Source organism: Streptomyces sp. NPDC048612, from assembly GCF_043199295.1.
Lineage (GTDB): Bacteria > Actinomycetota > Actinomycetes > Streptomycetales > Streptomycetaceae > Streptomyces.
In genome coordinates, this window is record NZ_JBICVV010000003.1 from 151,260 (window position 1) to 170,437 (window position 19,178).

Genomic DNA, 19,178 nt, shown 5'->3' on the forward strand with positions numbered 1-19,178 from the left:
TTTCAAGCGGCCGAAGGCGGCAACACGTTGCGCATGTCCTCACGCGCTCGTTACCGCAACAACGAAGCAGCGAAGGTCATCGTCGTTCTCGCGGATCTGACGGCGCTGATCCTCGGTCTGTGGATTCTGTTCGCCCTCCTCGACGCGAACCGCGCCAACGACCTGGTCACCTTTGTCCATGACGTGGCCGGCTGGCTGGCCGGGTGGTCGCACGACCTGTTCACCATGGACACCGACTGGCTGCGGACCGTGCTGAACTACGGGCTTCCCGCCGTCGTCTACGTGTGCGTCGGGCACGCGCTGGCCGCCCGTATCCGCCGCTTCTGAGACGGCCGCGCCCCGGCCCTGCCCCGCCCCGATCCGAGCGGCAGTCTCTAGGCGACCTGATCCTGGTCCCGGGCACGGGCGATGAGCACGGCCACGTCGTCAGGGTTGTCCGGATCACGCAGTGCGTCGAGAAGGCGGTCGCAGGTGTCCTCCAGTGAGCGGTCCGGGCGGTCGAGCAGGCGCAGCAGGAACGACAGCCGCTCGTCGATGGCGTCATGGCGGGTCTCCACCAGGCCGTCGGTGTAGAGGACCAGCTGGTCGCCGGGGCTCAGGCGGAAGGTGGCCTCCTCGAAGGGCACCCCGCCGACCCCGAGGGGGACACCGATGGGCAGGTCGAGCAGTGTCGGGGGCCGGCCGGTGCGCATCAGCACCGGTGGCAGGTGTCCGGCGACGGCGATGTGGCAGACCGCGTGCCGTGGGTCGTACACGGCGTAGGCGCAGGTGGCGTACTGCTCCAGACCGGCGGTGATCTTGTCGATGTGCTGGAGCACCTCGGTCGGCGGGATGTCGAGGTCGGCGAGGGTCGAGGTGGCGGTGCGCAGGCGTCCCATGGTGGTGGCGGCGCCGATTCCGCTGCCCATCACATCGCCCACGACGAGCGCGGTCTTGTCCGCGCGGAGGGGTACCACGTCGAACCAGTCGCCGCCGACCTCGCTGACCGTGCCGGCCGGCTGGTAGCGGGTGGCGATCTCCAGGCCCTTCCCGTGCGGCGGCCGGTCGGGGAGCAGGCTGCGCTGGAGGGTGACGGCGGTGTTGCGCTGGCTCTGGTAGAGGCGGGCGTTGTCGATGCACACCGCGGCGCGGTCGGCCAGTTCGGCGGCCAGCGCGAGGTCGTCCTCGTCGAACGGCAGTGGGTTGCGGGCACGGGTGAGACCCAGGGCGCCGAGTACCTCGCCGCGGGCGATCAGCGGCATCGTGAGGTAGGTGTGGATACCGGCGCGGGCCAGCAGGGCGGCGGCTTCGGGGTCGCGGGCGATACGTGCCAGGTCCCGCTCCCCGACGTGGGGGATCAGGAGCGGGCGGCCGGTGCGGACACACCGGGTGGCGAGCCGGTCGGGCCCGTAACTGGTGAGGTGGCCGGGCGGGTCGGCGGCACGGACCGCCTCCGTGGGGTAGGCCGCCTTGACCGCGAGGGCTCGGAAGAGCGCGTGGCGGGTGCCGGGTGTCTGGGGCTGGCGGCCTTCCAGGACGGAATCCAGGATGTCCACCGCCGCCACGTCGGCGAGGTCCGGGACGGCGACGTCGGCCAGCTCGCGGGCGGTCTGCTCCACCTCCAGCGTGGTGCCGATCCGGGCCGAACCGTCGGCGATCATGGCCAGGCGCCGCCGGGCGCGGGCCGCCTCGGTGGCCGCGCGGTGCCGGTCGGTGACGTCCACCGACAGGCCGGCCACCCCGAGCACCCGCCCGCCCGGGTCCTCCAGCCGGTAGTAGGAGACCGACCAGGCGTGATCGTTGTCGGGGTCGGCGGGGGTGCGGCCCACGGTGTGCTCGTCGACCAGTGGCGTTCCGGACGCCAGGACCTGCCGCAGGGCGGCCTCGATGGCGTCGGTGTCCAGGAACGGCAGCACCTCGCGTACCGACCGGCCCAGATGCTCCCGGACGGGGACACCGTTCATCCGCTCCAGCGCCGGGTTGACTGCCAGATAGCGCAGGTCGGTGTCCAGGACGGCCAGTCCGATCGGGGACTGCGAGACCAGCCGGGTGGACAGGGCCACGTCGCGCTCCACCTGGCGCAGGATCTCCTCGTCGGTGGCGATGCCCAGGGCGTAGAAGTCGCCCCGGTCGTCGAGCAGCCGCATGTTGCGGAACTCGACCAGCCGGGTGCCGCCGTCCTTGTGCCGGACGGGGAAGGCACCGGCCCAGCTCTCGCCCGTCGCCATGACCTCGGCGAACAGTCCGATCACCAGGTCCAGGTGCTGTTCGTGGACCAGCAGCCGCCCCGCGTACTGGCCCAGTGCCTCCCGCGCGGTGTAGCCGAAGAGCTTCTCGGCCTGCGGGCTCCACAGCACGATCCGTCCCTCGGCGTCGAGCAGCACCGCGGCGACGCTCAGCAGATCCAGCAGTCCGCTCCGCTGCGGCGTCCCGGAAGGCGGCTGATCGCCCGCCGGGCCGAAGGGGCCTGCTGTGGCCATTCCGGCACCTCCTCCGCCTGTGCGCGCGGCATACGGCCCCGCCGGCGGGCCGCGGGCCGTGTTCACCGCAGCTCACCGTGCTTCCATGTTCCCCGGATCGGGGAGGCCGCGCAGTCGCGCCGGGCGCCGGCCGGTGCACCGCTGCTGTGGGCACGGCACCCACCGGCCCGATCGTGATCAACACCACGCCTTCCCGGCGGGTCCCCCGACCCGCCGGGAAGGCGAGAACCTGCCTCCGGCGGCCGGTCCCCCGGGGCCGGGCGGTGGTGAACGGCGCTGGTCGGCGGGGCCATTCCCCGGTGGCCTCCGCCGCAATTTCCGGTACTCCCGCGGCGCTCGGGTTCCTGATTTGCCTCGGGCCAGGGGCGGTGTGCAACAGTGGGCCTCCCGGTCAGCCGGGCGCGCCGCTGCGCAGCCCCTGCCGGGACTCCCCCACACCCCAAACGGTCGGTTCCGGCTGCGCCCTGCGCGTGTCCGGACCGTCGCCCTCCCGTCACGTACTTCCCGAGAGAGCGATGCAGGCAACGACTCTTCCTCCCCGGACCGCAGACCTGTTCCGGCAGGGTCTGGAGCGCCAGGCCGGCTCCGCCCTGCTGCGTTTCGGCGCCGCGCGGCAGCGCCCGGCCGACCGGATCAGCTGGTCCGGCGACGGCGCCGCCGCCTGGCTCGACGACGCCCGCGGACATCTGTGGAGCGTCGGCGAACCGGTTGCCGCCGCCGGGCTCGTCCTCCGTGCGGCGCATGAATTCCCCGACCACGTGACGGAGTTCACCGGTCCCCTGGGTACGGACACGCTGGTCGGCCGTCACCTCGCGGTGAGCGAGGTCGTCGAGTGGGTCTTCCGGTGGACGCTGGAGGCACCGCCCGTCCAGCGGGCGGAGGAGCGGGTGATCATGCTGGACGAGTCGCACCACGGGGAGCTGCTCGCCTTCCTCAACGAGCACAGCCCCGCGCACTCGACCGGCCCCGGCTCGTCCGGCGTCAGCCTGTGGACCGGTATCCGCGGCGCCGACGGACAGCTGGTGGCCTGCGGTGCGCTGAGCAGTCTGCGCGACAGCGGGGCTCCGCTGATGGCCTCGGTCGCGACGGACGCGCGGCAGCGCGGCCAGGGGCTCGGTGCGGCGCTGACCTCGTGGCTGACCCGGTACGCCGTACGCCGGTACGGGTTCTGCACGCTGTGGCAGCTCGCCGACAACACCCCCGCCGAGCGGCTCTACAGCCGTCTCGGATACCGCAACGAGGACCCGTGCGTGTCCGCCCGGATCACCCCGCCGGGACGGGTTTGAGGCGGGGTCGTCCGACCGCCTGCGGCGCGTGACCGGGTCGCGCCGTCACAGCCGCAGGCGGTGTACCCGGGCGAGGAGCAGGACGGTGTCATCGGCCGGGGAGCGCGGTACCAGGCGGGCGAGGAGGTGGTCAGCGGCGGCTTCCAGGGAGTCGGGGAGACCGCTCAGTTCGGTGCGGAGCGCCGTCAGCCCCTCGTCGATGTCATGGCCGCGTGCCTCGATGAGCCCGTCGGTGTAGAGGACGAGGGTGGAATCGTCGGGCAGGCCGAGCTCCGTCGACCGGTAGGGGCAGCCGCCGACGCCGAGGGGGACCCCCAGTACCTCGTCGACGATCTCCGTCCGGCCGTCGGGGTAGCGGACCAGGGGCGGCGGGTGGCCGGCGCTGGCGATCCGGGTGTGGCCGGTGACCGGGTCGTAGCGGATGTAGAGGCAGGTGGCGAGTTCGATGCCCGCTTCCTGGGCGCAGAGGTCGAGTTCGGTGAGCAGCTCTTCCGGTTCCTGGTCGTGCCGGGCCAGTGCCTTGGCGGTGATGCGCAGCCGGCCCATCGCCGCGGCGGCCGAGACGCCGTGGCCCATGACGTCGCCGACGACCAGGGCGACCCGCTGGTCGGGCAGGGCGATCATGTCGTACCAGTCGCCGCCGACCTCGGTGACGTGACTGCCGGGCAGATAGCGGTGGGCGACGTGCAGCGAGGGGCAGGTGCCGAGGGAGCTGGGCAGCAGCGCCCGTTGGAAGGTGAGGGCGATGTTCCGCTCGCGGCTGTACAGCCGGGCGTTGTCCAGGCAGAGCGCGGCCCGGGAGGCCAGCTCGGCGGCCAGGCTGAGGTCCTGCTCGGTGAAGGCCTGTCTGGCGGCGGAGCGGCCGAAGATGGCGATGCCCTGCACCGTTCCGCGCGCGATGAGCGGGGCGAGGAGGAGGCAGGTCAGTCCGCTGCCGGCCAGTACCCTGGCGCGCGTCTCGTCCAGTACGGTCCGCAGCATGAACTCCTGGTTCACCGGCACCGCGATCGGACGGCCGGTCCGCAGCATCCGGTGGATGGCGGAGCCCGTCGGGTAGTGCACCCCCTCCACCCCGCTCACCAGCTCCGTCGCGGGCGGGGGCAGCACGGTGCCGTGTGCGAGGCGGCGGGTGATCACCGGTAGCTCCGGGTCGAACGTCTCCCGCTCGTCCAGCCACTCCACCAGCTCGACAACGGCCGCGTCGGCGAAGACCGGCAGGACGGCGTCGACCAGTTCCTGGGCGGTGACCTTCACGTCCAGGGTGGTGCCGATCCGGGCGGACGCCTGGTCGAGCAGGGCCAGCCGCTGACGGGTGGCGGTCGCCTCGACGATGGCCTGTTCCCGGTCGGTCACGTCCACCAGCAGTCCGCCGACTCCCGGGCGGGTGCCCCCGGCCCGGGAGAGCGGGAAGAAGCTCACCGACAGCACCTTGTCCCGGTCCGGATGGCCCCGGGTGCGCATGCCGACCCGCACCCCCGCGACGGGCCGGCCCTCCTCGGCGACGCCGCGCAGCATCCGCTCGTACTCGCCGCCATCCGCGGTGATCATGGTTTCGGTGATGCGCCGCCCCAGGTGTTCCTCGATGGGCAGCCCGTTGATGTCGGCGAGCCCCTGGTTGAGGTGGGCGTAGCGCAGTTCCTCGTCGAGCATGACCAGGCCGATGGGGCAGGTCTCGAAGAGCGCGTCGAGGAAGGCGAGATTGGTCTTCACCCGGTCCAGTTCGTCGCCACGGCTCGCCAGGGCCATGATCACCGTTCGTCCGGCGACGCCGGCCACCGGGAAGACCCGGAAGCCGCAGTCGAAGACCGCACCGTCGAGGTGCCGGGCGGGCAGCCGGCCGCGCCAGTAGCCCTCGGTCCGGCCGCGCTCGGCGAGGCGGGCGCAGTGGCCGGGGCCGTCGGCGGGGGCGGCGGGGAAGAGCAGGGCGCCGGGCTCTGCCAGGGTCTCCGCGGCCCGGTAGCCGAAGAGGTCCTGTGCACCGGGGCCCCAGTAGCAGATCCGGTCGTCGTCATCGAGGCCGAACACCGCGACGGCGACATGCTCCAGCAGCGACCCGGGCTCGGACCAGAGCGGACCGCGAGTCTGCCCGTCGCTCGGCCGATCTGCTGGCACCGGCTCGTCCTTCCACCGCACGGTGGCCCCGCCGCCCGGCGAAGGCCGGAACGGCTCTCTTCATTCTGCGCCCGTCCCTGAGGTGCGGACACTCGGCGTGGCGCCGGGGCGGGACGGGCGGCTCCGTGCGCCGCGGTTCGGGCCGGTGCGCGCGCCGCCGGGGCGGAGCGCGGCCGGTGCGCCCGGGCGGGGACATTGGCCGGATTCCCGGTGTGAGCGGCACCGCCGGTGCGGCTTGGGTGGAGGGGTCCGTACGAGCACGGCGTGAGGGGTAGGGGTGTACGACTACATCATCGTGGGGGCCGGGTCAGCCGGATGTGTGCTGGCGGCGCGGCTCACCGAGGACGAGCACACCCGGGTGCTGCTGGTCGAGGCCGGGCCGGTGGACGAGGCGCCGGAGATCCATGTTCCGGCCGCCTTCAGCAAGCTGTTCCAGACGAAGTACGACTGGAGCTACCTCAGCGACTGCGAACCGGGGCTGGACGGCCGGCGCCGGTTCCTGCCCCGGGGCCGGATGCTCGGCGGTTCGTCGTCGATGAACGCGATGATCTACATCCGCGGCAACCGCCGTGACTACGACGCCTGGGCCGCCGCCGGCGCGGAGCAGTGGGGCTGGGACGACGTGCTCCCCTATTTCCTGCGCGCCGAGGACTTCCGTGGGGAGAGTGCGCCGTGGCACGCGACCGGCGGGCCGCTGACCGTCAGCGAAGGGCGCTCCCGGCATCCGCTGATGGCGGCCTACGTGGCGGCCGCCCAGGAAGCGGGCCACCCCTATACCGCCGACTTCAACGGGCCGGAACAGGACGGCGTCGGCTACTACCACCTGACGCAGCGCGACGGTATGCGGTGCAGCACGGCCGTCGCCTATCTGCGGCCTGCCCTGGACCGGCCGAACCTTGAGGTGCTCACGGGCGCCCACTGCACCCGGGTGCTGTTCGACGGTGACCGCGCGACCGGGGTCGAGCTGGAACGGGGCGGTGAACTGCTGCAACGGCGCGCCGGGCGGGAGGTGGTGCTGTCGGCCGGAGCGTACAACTCCCCGCAGCTGCTGATGCTTTCCGGAATCGGCCCGGCCGGCGAACTGACCTCCCATGGCATCACCCCCCGGGTGGACCTCCCGGTCGGCGAGAACCTCCAGGACCATCCGCACCTCGGCCTCCTCTACCTGACCGACACCGAGACCCTGCTGACCGCCGCGACACCGGACAACGCGCGCCTGCTGGAGACCGAGGGCCGTGGCCCGCTCAGCTCCAACGTCGGTGAGGCCGGGGGGTTCCACCGCACGCGCGAGGGCCTGGACGCTCCCGACATCCAGGTGCACGCCACTCCGGTGATGTTCCACGAGGAGGGCATCAGCCCGGTCACCGACCATGCCTTCATGGTCGGTGCGGCCCTGCTGGCGCCCACCGGGCGGGGCAAGGTCTCGCTGCGGTCGGCGATGCCCAGCGCCAAGCCGCACATCCTGCACAACTACCTGGCCACGGAGGAGGATCAGGGCACGGCGGTACGGGCGCTTCGGCTGCTGCTGGACATCGCCGACCGGCCCAGCCTGCGCAAGCACCGGCGGGCCGACTTCCGGGTCCCCCGCTCCACGGACGACGCCGGGCTGCTGGAGTTCGCCCGGCGCGAGCTGCAGACGCTCTACCACCCCGCGAGCACCTGCGCGATCGGCCCGGTGGTGGACTCCCGGCTCAGGGTGCACGGTGTCAGCGGGCTGCGCGTGGTGGACGCCTCGGTGATGCCGACCGTGGTCCGGGGCAACACCAACGCGCCCACCATCATGATCGCGGAGAAGGCGGCGGACCTGCTCCGCGACCTCCCGGCACCGGCCTGACCGGCCGCGTCGGCCGTACGGGCGTCCCGAGGCGACGGCGACGCCACGCCTGGGGACGCCCGCCTTCCGGTTCCGTGCGCGGTGCCGGAAGGCAATGCCGGGGCTCCGGTGTCCGGTTCAGCTGATGCGGGCGGGGACGAGCAGACGTTCGCGGCCCAGGGCCGTGGCCGTGGTGTCGCCGTACAGGACGAGTTTGCCGCCGGGCCAGAGCGCGACGAGGTCGTCCTGGCGGGTGCCGCCGCCGAAGGCACCGGCGGTGACCGGACCGCTGTACCGCCAGGCCGACTTCGCGGGGCGGAGCCGGTGTTCGCCCTTGAAGCCCTTGGCGGCGAGGTTCTCGTAGACCGTCACCTCACCGTCGGACCAGCGGACGAACAGGTCCTGGTCGCCGGTGGCCCGGGCGAAGTTCCCCGCCACGCTGTCGCGGGCGTGTGACCAGGTCGTGTTCTTGCGCTTGGCGAGCCGCTTCTCGGCGTGCAGTCCCCGGCCGTCGACATTGGTGTAGAGGGTCATCTCGGCGTCGGACCAGCGGACCACGAGGTCGTCGCGGCGGGCGTTGCCGCCGCCGAACCGGCCGGCGCTGAGGCTCTCGGCGTGCTTCCAGGTGCCGTTGGGGCCCTTGAGCTGGATCGCGTTGCTGAGCTTGGTGGTTTCGCTGACGTCCTTGTAGAGGATCAGTCTGCCGTCGGCCCACCGGACGAGGAGATCATCGGTGCCGTTGCCGGTGAACTCCCCCGCGGTCATGGCCTTCGCCTGCTTCCAGGCCTTGTCCTTCACGAGCCGGATGTCCTTGCCCAGGCCGTAGGCGCGGTTGCCCGGGTAGAGGGAGACCTCGCCGTCGGACCAGCGCACGACCAGGTCGCCGGTGCCGGTGCGCACCGAGCCGGAGTGGAAGCGGCCGGTGACGGCGGTGGCGGCGTGCTGCCAGGTCGTGCCGTCGCCGAGGGGGTTGACGGTGTCGGGCGCGGCGTCCGTGACCGCCTGCCGGTAGAGACGGAGGACGTCGTCGTCGAACTGCGAGCTGTAGGAGATGTCCGCCCGGAGCCCGCCGGTCCGGTAACCGCCGATGGCGCCCACGAGCTTGCCGCGGCTGCCGTCGAAGCCCTCCAGGAACGGACCGCCGCTGACCCCCGTACGGAAGTCGTCGCAGGCGATCTCCATGAACCGGCCCTGGAACGCCCTGGTCGGCTGGGTGCACTGCAACGGGGTCTGCCGGCCACCGGGGTAGCCGGTGAGCGTCACCTCACGGCGGGCCAGCTTCGCGGCGGGCACCGCCGTGAGCGTGTTGCCGGGGCCGACGGCGTCCTCCAGGAGCTGCCCCTGGGAGTTCGGTCCGACGCGCAGGACGGCGAAGTCCACATCGTCGCTGGGCGAGGAGGACAGGTACCGCTCGTCGAGCCACATCTTGCCCGGCTGCATCGGGAAGAGGCCGTAGGGCCGCTCCCCCGGCTCCCCCGCCTGTGCGGTGCCGCCGCGGTAGCCGGGCACGAAGGCGACGTTGCGGTAGGGCTTGTCGCCCTTCAGGCAGTGGGCCGCGGTGAGCACCAGGCTCTTGGTCGGCGAGGTGACGGCGCTGGCGGTGCAGAACTGGTGGGGCGTCGGCGAACCGTCCTCGCTGCGGACCAGGAAGACCCCGACCGTGGCGACGCCCGCGGGAACCCGATGGCTCGGTGCGAACAGCGCGCTCCGGCCCGCCGCACCCGGGACCTCCGGAAGGTCCCGCCCCTGCTTCCCGGCCTGCGCCGCGTCCACGGGGACGGCGGTACGGATGCGCTCCGGCGTCCAGTAGCGCTCCAACTCCCGTGCCCTGCGGATCTCTTCAGGTGTCACGCCCTTGGAGGGCCGCACCGGGCCGTCGGACGGCGTTGCCGGGCCGGAGGTCGGTGTGACCGGGCCACGGGCAGGCGTTGTCGGGACGGCCGGCGGCGAGGCCGTCGTCGCGACGGGAGCATCCGGTGCGGCCATGGCCGGAACGGCGAGCGCGAACGAGGCGCAGACGCCGACGACGGCGGCGCGCACCAAGGGTATTCGTTTCATGAGCCTGTCCGTTGAAGGGTCGAAGCGACCGGGTGCAGCTGAGGGAACCGTGGGCGAGGGTGTCTTCCTGGCCCGGGTGGTTCGGTGGTGCCGGCGCGCTGGATGGCGGGATTCCTGGGTCAGCGGGGCACATCCTGGTCGCCGCTGGTCGGCGCCGTCTGAACCTGCTGTGCTGCCCTGAAGGAAGGCCGGATCGCGCGGCTTTCGCCGGAGCGCTTGCGACGGGGTAACAGAGGAGAAGCTGGAGGAAGGTATCACGAAACCGCGGGCAATATCGGACAGGCTATCGACGGCGGGCGAGGGTGACGATCTCGCGGCTCGTCGCGGTGACGGGCCCGCCGTCCCAGTCCCCGTACCGTGCCTCGACGGCGAAGCCCGCGTCGGCGAGGAACGCGTCGAGCCTCGCCTCGTCGAGGAAGCGCAGGCGCGTCCGGTCGACACGGAGCACGGTGCCGTCGGCCGTGGCTGTCGTGCCGGTGAAGGTGACCACGTCACCGATGACGGACTCGGTCTCGTGCCAGCAGCGCAGCGCCCGCCCGGCCGGGTCGACGACCTCGGTTGCCCGGGACGGGTTCCAGTCCTCCCAGGCACGCGCCTGCGGATGCCGGGTCTCGAACGCGAACCGGCCACCACCGCGCAGCGCGGTGTGCACGGCCGCCAGGGAGGCGCTCAACTCCGCGTCGGTGACCAGGCATTGGAAGGCATGGCTGGTCATCGTCGCCAGGTCGAACTCCGCGTGCCACCGCGCGGCCGCCGCGGTGCCCTCGACCCACTCGACATCGGCGCGGCGCCGGGCCCGGCCGAGTGCCGCACGGTCCGGGTCGAGGCCGACGAGGCGGCCGGGGTGGCCCTGTTCGCGCGCGCGGTGCAGCATCGCGCCCGTGCCGCACCCGACGTCCAGAACCGCACCCGCGGCCCTGACCAGCCCGTCGTAGAAGCCGTCGGCGGGCCACTGCTCGGGGTCCCACGGATTCAGCACGTCGTACAGCGCGGCGGCATCGGCGTCCGAGAACTCCATGGCGTCGTCACCCCCGTCCCCTCTGCCCGGTCCACCGGCCTCAGCACCCTGGGCTCCCGTCCCACCGCGCCGGCCCTGCGGGCCGGGTGCCGCGTCTCCTGGGATGCCCGCTTCCGCGGGGGTACGTCTCACGCGGTCAGTTCGCCGTCGAAGACGGTGACGGCTTGGCCGAGCAGGGTGACACGGTCGTTGCGTAGCTCGACGCCCACCCGGCCGCCTCGTGCGGACAGTTGGGCGCCGTTCAGTGCGGTGCGGCGCAGCCGGGAGGCCCAGTGGGGTGCGAGGACGCAGTGGGCGGCGCCGGTGACGGGGTCCTCGGGGATGCCGGCGGCGGGGGCGAAGACGCGGGAGACGAAGTCGTGGTCGGCGCCGGCCGGGGCGCTCGCGGTCACGATGACCGCTCGGCCGCTGAAGCCGGCCAGCGCGGCGATGTCCGGGTCCAGGTCACGCACCGTCGCCGCGTCCGCCAGCTCCACGAGGAGATCGTGCCGGGCACGGCCCGTCCACCGCGGCTCGGCGCCGAGAGCCGTGGCCAGATGAGGCGGTGTGGCGGTCGCGGTCGGCGCGTCCGCCGGGAAGTCCAGGGATATCGCGCCGTGGCGGTGGTGGCGGGCGGTCAGTACCCCGCTCAGGGTGTCGAAGTGCAGGGCCGCGCCGGGAGCGGCGCCCTGGGTGTGCAGCACATGGGCGGTGGCCAGCGTGGCATGACCGCACAGATCGACCTCCACGGTCGGCGTGAACCACCGCAGTCCATAGGTGGTTTCCGCCGTCCGGTGCACGAAAGCGGTCTCCGACAGGTTGAGTTCGGCGGCCACCCGCTGCATCCAGGCGGCGTCGGCCGGGCGGTCCAGGAGACACACCCCGGCGGGGTTCCCGGCGAACGGCCGGTCGGTGAAGGCATCGACGATGAAGGCACGCATGCGCCCGACGCTACTGGGTGCGGGCGTGGTTCGTCCCGGGGACGGGGACGCCGAGCGGTTGCCGGATTCGTGGTGGTGGCGGGTGTCCCGTACGTCTTTGGGCGGCGCGCCGGCCCTCGATGTGCCGTAGTCCGCCACCCCTTCCAGCAGTCGTTTTCGCTCCGGAAGTGAGCATCTTTTGAGCCTCATCTGTCTGACGGAGCAGGGGACGGGCAAGCTGTTCTCGCCATGGAAGCCGGATACGTACTCAGAGGATCGCGGGCCATCGCGTTCGCGGTGGTCTGTGTGCTGCTCACGGCTCTCGGGCATGTGCTGACCTCCGGGGCGGTGCTGCCCTGGAAGGTGCTGCTGGTCGCCGCGGCGGGGGCCGCGGGAGGTGCGTGGTGCTTCGCCGGCCGTGAGCGCGGTCCGCTGACGGTGGCGGCCCTGACCGTGGGCACCCAGGCGACGCTGCACTCCGGCTTCGCCCTCGGGCAGGCGCTCGACCACGCCGGGCACAGCAAGCTCTCCTGGACCACGCTGTGGTGGGAGTCGCTGCGGTGTGGCGGCGGAATGCCGCTGCACGGGGCGCGGGGCCCAAGTGGTCTGACGGGGGCGCTGGTTGACGGGTCGCCGGTGCGGGCGATGGCCGAGGGCGGGCACTTCGGCGGTCTGCCGGTGCCCGGCCAGATGGCCGGTATGGGACATGTTCCGCATCTGGGGGCGCCGGGTGGCGCCGGCGCGATGCTCGCGGCGCATCTGCTGATCGCGACCTTGAGCGTGTGGTGGATGTGGGGCGGCGAACGCGCGGTCTTCCGGCTGCTGCGGGCGGTGTCCCTGGCCCTCGTGCCGCGTCTCCGCCTCGTGCTGCGTCTGGCCCTGCCGACCCTCCCGCCGGACGCCGGGGAACCGGAGCGGACACCCCAACGCGCCGTACGGAGACTGTTCCTGGTCCATGTCGTCTCACGACGGGGTCCACCGCTGGAGCCGGCTGTCCTCTGACAGCAGAGCGCCCTCCGGGCAGCGGACGGACCGCGCGGGTACCTCGCGCCGTCCGCGCCCGGGCCGACCTCTCCGGCCCCTCCCGACGCCGTCGCGGTGGCCGGATTCAGCGAAGGACTCCCGATGACGATGACGCCTGCCCGGATACGGGTCCCACGGCTCTCACAGACATTCATGCCCGTACCGATGCCCCGGCCACTGCTTGTGCCGCTGCCCGTGGAAGGGTGCGACGGAGCGGAGGCCTCGTATGCGTGCTGCTGAGGACGCCCTGGTGACCCGGTGGGCGCTGGAGGGCCGGAGCGGCGACGAGGATGCCGTCGAGCGGTTCGTCCGGGCCACCCGGCGCGATGTGCTGCGCTATGTCACGCACCTGAGCGGTGACTTCCAGGCGGCGGACGACCTGGTCCAGGACACCTATCTGCGGGCCCTCCGCGGCCTCCCCTCCTTCGAGGGCCGGTCCTCGGCCCGTACCTGGCTGCTGACGATCGCCCGCCGCACGGTCGCCGACCGCATCCGCGCCAACCGGGCCAGGCCCCGGATCGCCGCGCTCGACGACTGGCAGACCATGGCGGAACAGGCACAGCCGGAGGTGCTGCCGGGCTTCGACGAGGGCGTCGTGCTCGCCGACCTGCTCGGTACGCTCGCGCCCGCCCGGCGCGAGGCGTTCGTGCTCACCCAGCTGCTGGGGCTGCCGTATGCGCAGGCCGCCTCGGTGGCCCGGTGCCCGGTGGGCACCGTCCGGTCCCGGGTGGCACGGGCCAGGGAGACGCTGATCGCGCTGCTGAACTCGGCCGAGGACGGCCCCGAACGGCGGGCGGACGGCGCGGAGCGCGAGGCGGCGCCGGCCCGGTTCGGCGCGACGTGGCAGGTGTCCGCTTAGACGGCCTCGCCCTGACGCCGGGGGCCGGGGTGCGGGGACGCTCCGCGCGAGCGGTCCCGCGCCCCGGCCGAGTTGACACCGGCCGCCGCCCCCGGCACGCGTCCCGGCCGCGCCACGGTCATCCGTTCGGCGGCTCCTCGGTGGCCGCCGCGTTCCGTGCGGGTGAGGGTGGCTCTGTGACCGCCGTGCCGCGGTCCGCTGTCGCGTGGGCTGACGTATGGGAGAGCCGGATGCCGAAGTACCTGGTTCAGGCCAGCTATACCGCCGAGGGCATGAAGGGGCTGCTCGCGGAGGGCGGCTCCGGGCGTAAGGCGGCCGTCGAGCAGGTGGTCGGCTCCTGTGGCGGCCGGCTCGAAACGCTGTACTTCGCCTATGGGGAAGACGACTTCTACTGCGTCGTCGAGTTCCCCGACCACCTGTCGATGGCGGCCATCGCCATGGCCGTCCGCGCCAGCGGCGCCCTGCACTCCAAGACGGTTCCGCTGCTGACGGTCGAGGAGATCGACGAGGCCGCCAGGAAGTCGGTCGCCTTCCGCCCGCCGGGCGCCTGACCCGCCTGCGCGTGAGCAGAGCGGAGCTCGATCATGCGGCGCTGTTCGCCGCGACGCCGAGCGCGTGCCTGGTCCTCGATCCGGAGCTGGTCATCGTGGACGTCAACGAGGCGTACCTCCAGGCGACCGGGCGGACCCACGACGAGCTGCTCGGGCAGTACGTCTTCGACGCCTTCCCGGACAACCCAGCGGACCCCGACGCCGAAGGGGTGCAGAACCTGCACCCCTCGCTCCGCCGTGTCCTGTCCACCGGGGAGCCGGACACGATGGCGGTGCAGCGGTACGACATCCCCGTGGCGGGCCGGCCGGGAGAGTTCGAGGAACGCTGGTGGTCCACCATCAACACCCCCGTCCCCGGGCCGGACGACGGGGTGGCGTGGATCATCCACCGGGTCGAGGACGTGACGGCGTTCGTCCACTCCCGCCGGGCCCGGCCGATGCCCGGCGGACGGCTGAGCGAACGGGAGGAGGCGATGGAGGCCGAGCTGTACGTCCGGGCCCGCGCGCTGCAGCACCTCAACGAGGAGCTGCGCCGGGCCCATGCCCGCGAACGCCAGGTCGCGGTCACCCTCCAGGAGGCCATGCTGCACTCCCCCGACCTCGCCGGGCACCGGGACATCGCGGTGCGCTACCTCCCCGCCATCGGCTCCCTGAACGTCTGCGGCGACTGGTACGACATCGTCGACCTCCCGGAGGACGGATTCGCGGTCGCGGTCGGCGATGTCGTCGGCCACGGGCTGGAGGCCGCCGCCGTCATGGGCATGCTCCGCAGCGCGCTCAGTGCCGCCGCCCGCTCCGTCGACGGTCCCGCGCAGGCGCTGAAGGTGCTCGGCCTGTACGCCCGCTCCGTCGACAAGGCGCTGGCCACCACCGCCGTACAGGTCCTGATCGACACCGCCGGCCGGCAGGTCACCTACAGCAGCGCCGGCCATGTGCCACCCGTCCTGCTACACGCCGACGGCACCCACGAACTCCTGGACCGGGCCACCGATCCGCCCCTGGGAGCCCATCCCGAGCAGGAGCCCCGTCCCCAGGCCCGGCGTCCGTATGAGCCGGGTGACACCCTCGTGCTCTACACCGACGGACTCGTCGAACGCCGCGACGAGGACATCGACCGCGGCCTCGCCCGGCTCACCGACGCCCTCACCCGCTACAGCCGGTTCAGCCCCGAACGCCTCGCCGACGCGCTGCTCAACCGCCTCGGCGTCAGCGCGGGCGCCCGCGACGACATCGCCCTCGTCGTCGTCCGCCTGTAGTTGCGGGCGGGCCGCGGCGGCGCTACGGGCCCGCCGGGCCGGGTCGGCGAGCCCGGCGGCCGGGCCCGTTCGTGTCACTCCGGTCCCTCCCGCCCAGGCTCGGCGGTGTCGTCCCGCAGACAGCTGAGCCGGTCGATCACCTCGACCACCCCGTCCACGCTCTCGCACAGCCGCACGGCGATGGGGAGCAGGCTCTTGCGCTCCAGGGAGCCGGTGAGGGTCACATGGCCGTCGGAGACGTCGACCGTGACCGCGGACGGGGACACCCCGAGAGTGCGCGTCAGTACCTCCTCCAGCACCTCCTCCTGGATGGCCCGGTCCCGGCGCAGGAACAACTGCACGAGGTCGCTGCGGCTGATCACACCGATCAGCCGCCCGGAGTCGTCGACGACGGGCAGCCGCTTGACCTTCTTCCGCTCCATCGTCCTGGCGGCCTCGACGACGCTCCACTCGGGGCGTGCCACCACGACGGGGCTGGTCATGAGCGCTTCGGCGGTGCTGGCCCCGAGCTTCGCGATCTGCCGGCGCAGCAGATCGGCCTCGGACACCACGCCCACCGGCTGGTCGTTCTCGTCGAGCACGGGGACGGCGGTGATGTCGTACTCGTCGAGCAGCCGGGCGATCTCCTTGAAGGAGGTGCCCCGTTGGACGACGACGACCTCGGGCGTCATCAGGTCTGCCACGCTGCGGTGCCTCATCTGACCAGTCCCTCCGGGTGTGCCGGGCCGCTCTCGTCGGCCCGATGTGCGGGGAGCGCGCCGCGGTCCGCGCTCAGTCGTGCGGAACCACGGCGACCGGACAGGTCACATGGTGCATGGCGGCGTGCGCGACCGGGCCGACGCGGGGCGCGAGCAGGGGACGGTGCAGCCGGCGGCCGACCACCAGGAGTTCGGCCCCGAAGACCGTCTGCACCAGGGCCCGGGTGGGGCTCTCCGGCAGCACGGTCTCCTGGACGAGCACCCCGGGGAACCGCTCGCGCCAGGGGCGCAGGGCGTCCCGCAGTTCGAGGTCCGCCTCCTTGGTGAGTTCCTTCGCGGCATCGGGGTCGATGCCCCACGGGGTGTACGCCTGGACGGGAAGCGGGCGCCCGTGGACGGCCTGCAGCGACAGGCCGCGGTGCGCCGCCGCGTCGAAGGCGAAGGCGAGCATCCGGTCGCAGGGGCCGTGGAGGCTGACGCCGACGACGACCCGCGGTTCGGGGGCGGGGGGTGTGCCGTCCGCGGCGGGGTGGCGTGGTGTCGTCGCCCGGTCCGGTGCCCGTACCAGGACGACCGGTCCCTCGGCCCGGCCCACGACGTCCAGGCTGATATCGCCGAGCACGTAGCTCTCCCAGGTCCCGAGGGCCCGCGAGCCGAGCACGACCATCAGCGAGGCGCCGGCCGCGCGCAGCAGCGCGGGTTCCGGCTCCTCCCCGACCAGGTCCTCGATGATCTGGAGGTGCGGGCGGCGTTCCCGTACCTCGTCCAGGGCCCGGCGCACGAGCCGGCGCGCGAGGGCGTTCTGGTCGCGTTCGGGCGGCGTGTCCGGCACCTCGGCGGCCAGCAGTATCCACGCGTGGAGCAGCCGCAGCACCGCATGGCGCCGGTCCGCCTCGTCAGCGGCCCACTGCGCGGCGGCCAGGCTCTCCGGCGAGCCGTCGAGCCCCACGGTGATGAGGTCCGGCTCCATGGCCGTCCTCCTTTCGGGGTCGGAGAGACGGTCCGGAGCGGCCCGTCACCCGGGCTCCGGGCCGTTCGGGGCCGCGCACCGCCGCTCCCGCCTCAGCTTCCGTGCGGGCCCGCACCCGCGCCGGGCGCCGAGGCGGCCTGGGTGGCGAGAACGGCCGCCTGGATGCGCCGCTCCACACCGAGTTTGGCCAGCAGGCGGGAGATGTGGTTCTTGACGGTCTTCTCGGAGAGATAGAGCCGCTTGCCTATCTGACGGTTCGTCAATCCGGCGCCGACCAGGCCGAGGATCTCCCGTTCCCGCGGGGACAGGCCGGAGAGCGCCGCCGCCTCGGGCGGCGCGTCGGAGTCGTCGCCCCGCAGGCTGCTCATCAGCCGTGACGTCGTGGCGGGATCGAGCATCGACCTGCCGGAGGCGACGGTGCGCACCGCGGCGACGAGATCGGCCCCCTTGATCTCCTTGAGCACATAACCGGCCGCACCGGCCATGATCGCGTCGAGCAGCGCCTCGTCGTCGTCGAACGAGGTGAGCATCAGACAGGCCAGTCCCGGCAGGTGTGAGCGCAGCTCCCGGCACACGGTGATGCCGTCACCGTCCGGCAGCCGCACGTCCAGCACCGCGACGTCCGGCCGCAGCGCCGGGCCGCGGGCGAGCGCCTGGGCCGCCGTGCCGGCGTCGCCGACCACCTCGATGCCGGACTCGGCGTCGAGCAGGTCCGCCACCCCGCGCCGGACGACCTCGTGATCGTCGAGCAGGAACACCCGGACCGGCCGGTCCGGGGAGAATGCCTCCGCGTCGCTCATGACGCCCCTCCGGCGGGTATGAGGTCCGTCTCACCCCATCCTGACGCCTCTCGCAGGGGCCTGCCAGGCCGAACGGGCGCCGCGGCGGCGGCACGGTGCCCGGCAGCCGTCGACCGCGTGCCCCCGGCGCTCCCGTCTCGCGCCCGTCCGGCGGGTGCCGGTCAGCCGTACGGGCCCGTCATCGGCGTCCGGGCCCGTGCGGCAGCCGGGGCGTTGACGTCGAATTCCACGTCCACGACCCCCTCGACCGCCCGCACCAGGCGGGCCGCCACCGGGATGAGCGAGGTGTCCCTGACCTGGCCGCTGAGCGTGACGACCCCGTCGGCGACCGTGACCCGCAGGTCCCGGACCGGCGCCGTGAACAGTTCACCCATGACGTACCTGACCTCCTCCGCGAGATCGTCGTCCGAGCGCAGGAAGACCTTCAGCAGGTCGGCGCGGCTGACGATGCCCTGGAGCATCCCTTGTCCGTCCACCACCGGCAGCCGTTTGACGGACCTGCGAGCCATGGTCCGGGCCGCCTGGGACAGCGTGGCATGGGGGCGCACGGTGAGCGCGGGACCGGTCATCAGCTCCCCCGCCGTCAGTGCGCCCGCGCGGCGCACGTCGTCGAGCCGTCGCCGCTGTTCCAGGCGGTCGGGTTCCGACTCCCTGAACTCCTCCTTGGGCAGCAGATCGGCCTCGGAGACCACGCCGATCACCCGGCCCTCCCCCGCCAGCACCGGCAGCGCGCTGACCTGCCACCGCTCCATGGTCTCGACGATCTCCTTGAACCGGGCCTCGCGGTCGACGGCGGCCACGGTCTGCGTCATCACATCGCTGACGAGGTGCGGAGTGTTCTGCATGATGCCTCCTCGGTACCCGGACCGGCGTCACCCGGCCCGTGTCACCTCCAGCCTGGAATGCTCCGGGCCGCGCCGCACAGGGCCGTCCGGCCCCTTCCCGCCGTCGGACAGGAGCCCCGCCTCCTGCGGCGGCCGCAGGGTGCGGGACGAGGCGCGGAGGCCCTCCTCGGCGGCGGGGCGCGGGTGCGGGCGGTGGCCGGGTCCCGGGAGCGCGCCGGGCAGCCGCCTGCGGTGGGCCCGGAGGCGGATATTCCGCGCCGCGACCACCGGAATTCCCGCCCCGGTAGCGGGGGTTTCCGCAGCCCCCAAGGGCGGAGCATCGGCCGCGTGGGGTTGCTCGTGCGTGCTAGTGTCGATCGGAGTTGCAGTTGTGGTTCCCAAAGACTTCTCGCACCCCGCCGCCTTTCAGGTCGGCGGGCGCTTTCTTGCAATTCCGGCTATCCGGACGGGGCAATCATCGCGGCGACACGGGGTCCGCGCAGCGCGGCCCCGGCTCTGCCCCCGAAGGAGATATGCCATGGCTACCGGCAG

Annotated in this window: 16 protein-coding genes; 7 read left to right on the forward strand and 9 right to left on the reverse strand. The window is 73.0% G+C overall.

Annotated features, from left to right (window positions below; all coding sequences use genetic code 11):
• Positions 1-33 precede the first annotated feature (33 nt).
• Complete coding sequence (locus ACGFN2_RS06755; protein WP_362612518.1) at positions 34-327, forward strand: hypothetical protein; 294 nt, start codon at positions 34-36, stop codon at positions 325-327.
• Between the two features lie 47 nt (positions 328-374).
• Here ACGFN2_RS06755 and ACGFN2_RS06760 read toward each other — a convergent pair whose 3' ends face one another.
• Complete coding sequence (locus ACGFN2_RS06760; RefSeq protein ID WP_393358086.1) at positions 375-2,459, reverse strand: SpoIIE family protein phosphatase; 2,085 nt, start codon at positions 2,457-2,459, stop codon at positions 375-377.
• A 515-nt stretch (positions 2,460-2,974) separates the two neighbouring features.
• On the opposite strand from ACGFN2_RS06760, the gene ACGFN2_RS06765 reads away from it, so the two are divergent.
• On the forward strand, positions 2,975-3,745 hold the full coding sequence (locus ACGFN2_RS06765; protein WP_362612517.1) for a GNAT family N-acetyltransferase: 771 nt from the start codon (positions 2,975-2,977) through the stop codon (positions 3,743-3,745).
• 45 nt (positions 3,746-3,790) lie between these two features.
• Here the strand turns inward: ACGFN2_RS06765 and ACGFN2_RS06770 are convergent, their stop codons facing one another.
• Entirely contained in the window at positions 3,791-5,857 is a 2,067-nt protein-coding gene (locus ACGFN2_RS06770) for a SpoIIE family protein phosphatase (protein ID WP_393358088.1), read from the reverse strand.
• A 277-nt stretch (positions 5,858-6,134) separates the two neighbouring features.
• On the opposite strand from ACGFN2_RS06770, the gene ACGFN2_RS06775 reads away from it, so the two are divergent.
• Positions 6,135-7,691, forward strand: coding sequence for a GMC family oxidoreductase (locus ACGFN2_RS06775; protein WP_393358090.1), 1,557 nt, complete (start codon positions 6,135-6,137; stop codon positions 7,689-7,691).
• 117 nt (positions 7,692-7,808) lie between these two features.
• On the opposite strand, the gene ACGFN2_RS06780 is transcribed toward ACGFN2_RS06775, so the two are convergent.
• From ACGFN2_RS06780 to ACGFN2_RS06790, 3 genes are all read right to left on the reverse strand, one after another.
• Complete coding sequence (locus ACGFN2_RS06780) at positions 7,809-9,728, reverse strand: hypothetical protein (RefSeq protein ID WP_393358092.1); 1,920 nt, start codon at positions 9,726-9,728, stop codon at positions 7,809-7,811.
• 283 nt (positions 9,729-10,011) lie between these two features.
• Entirely contained in the window at positions 10,012-10,746 is a 735-nt protein-coding gene (locus ACGFN2_RS06785; protein WP_393358094.1) for a class I SAM-dependent methyltransferase, read from the reverse strand.
• A gap of 128 nt (positions 10,747-10,874) precedes the next feature.
• Complete coding sequence (locus ACGFN2_RS06790) at positions 10,875-11,666, reverse strand: PhzF family phenazine biosynthesis protein (protein WP_393358096.1); 792 nt, start codon at positions 11,664-11,666, stop codon at positions 10,875-10,877.
• 228 nt (positions 11,667-11,894) lie between these two features.
• Between ACGFN2_RS06790 and ACGFN2_RS06795 the strand changes: the two genes are divergently transcribed.
• The 4 genes from ACGFN2_RS06795 (at position 11,895) to ACGFN2_RS06810 (ending at position 15,334) form a co-directional block, all read left to right on the forward strand.
• On the forward strand, positions 11,895-12,647 hold the full coding sequence (locus ACGFN2_RS06795) for a PE-PGRS family protein (RefSeq protein ID WP_393358098.1): 753 nt from the start codon (positions 11,895-11,897) through the stop codon (positions 12,645-12,647).
• A 247-nt stretch (positions 12,648-12,894) separates the two neighbouring features.
• Entirely contained in the window at positions 12,895-13,527 is a 633-nt protein-coding gene (locus ACGFN2_RS06800; protein ID WP_393358100.1) for a sigma-70 family RNA polymerase sigma factor, read from the forward strand.
• A gap of 230 nt (positions 13,528-13,757) precedes the next feature.
• On the forward strand, positions 13,758-14,078 hold the full coding sequence (locus ACGFN2_RS06805) for a GYD domain-containing protein (protein ID WP_362612499.1): 321 nt from the start codon (positions 13,758-13,760) through the stop codon (positions 14,076-14,078).
• An 11-nt stretch (positions 14,079-14,089) separates the two neighbouring features.
• On the forward strand, positions 14,090-15,334 hold the full coding sequence (locus tag ACGFN2_RS06810) for a PP2C family protein-serine/threonine phosphatase (RefSeq protein ID WP_393358102.1): 1,245 nt from the start codon (positions 14,090-14,092) through the stop codon (positions 15,332-15,334).
• A gap of 74 nt (positions 15,335-15,408) precedes the next feature.
• Here the strand turns inward: ACGFN2_RS06810 and ACGFN2_RS06815 are convergent, their stop codons facing one another.
• From ACGFN2_RS06815 to ACGFN2_RS06830, 4 genes are all read right to left on the reverse strand, one after another.
• Positions 15,409-16,032 carry a CBS domain-containing protein gene (locus ACGFN2_RS06815; RefSeq protein WP_393358104.1) on the reverse strand — a complete coding sequence of 208 codons (624 nt, stop codon included), beginning with the start codon at positions 16,030-16,032 and terminating at the stop codon, positions 15,409-15,411.
• Positions 16,033-16,105: 73 nt separating this feature from the next.
• Entirely contained in the window at positions 16,106-17,002 is an 897-nt protein-coding gene (locus ACGFN2_RS06820) for a universal stress protein (RefSeq protein ID WP_362612492.1), read from the reverse strand.
• A gap of 92 nt (positions 17,003-17,094) precedes the next feature.
• Complete coding sequence (locus ACGFN2_RS06825; protein ID WP_393358106.1) at positions 17,095-17,802, reverse strand: response regulator; 708 nt, start codon at positions 17,800-17,802, stop codon at positions 17,095-17,097.
• A 161-nt stretch (positions 17,803-17,963) separates the two neighbouring features.
• Positions 17,964-18,647: a CBS domain-containing protein gene (locus ACGFN2_RS06830; RefSeq protein ID WP_362612487.1), complete on the reverse strand. Its 684-nt coding sequence runs from the start codon at positions 18,645-18,647 to the stop codon at positions 17,964-17,966.
• Between the last annotated feature and the right edge of the window lie 531 nt (positions 18,648-19,178).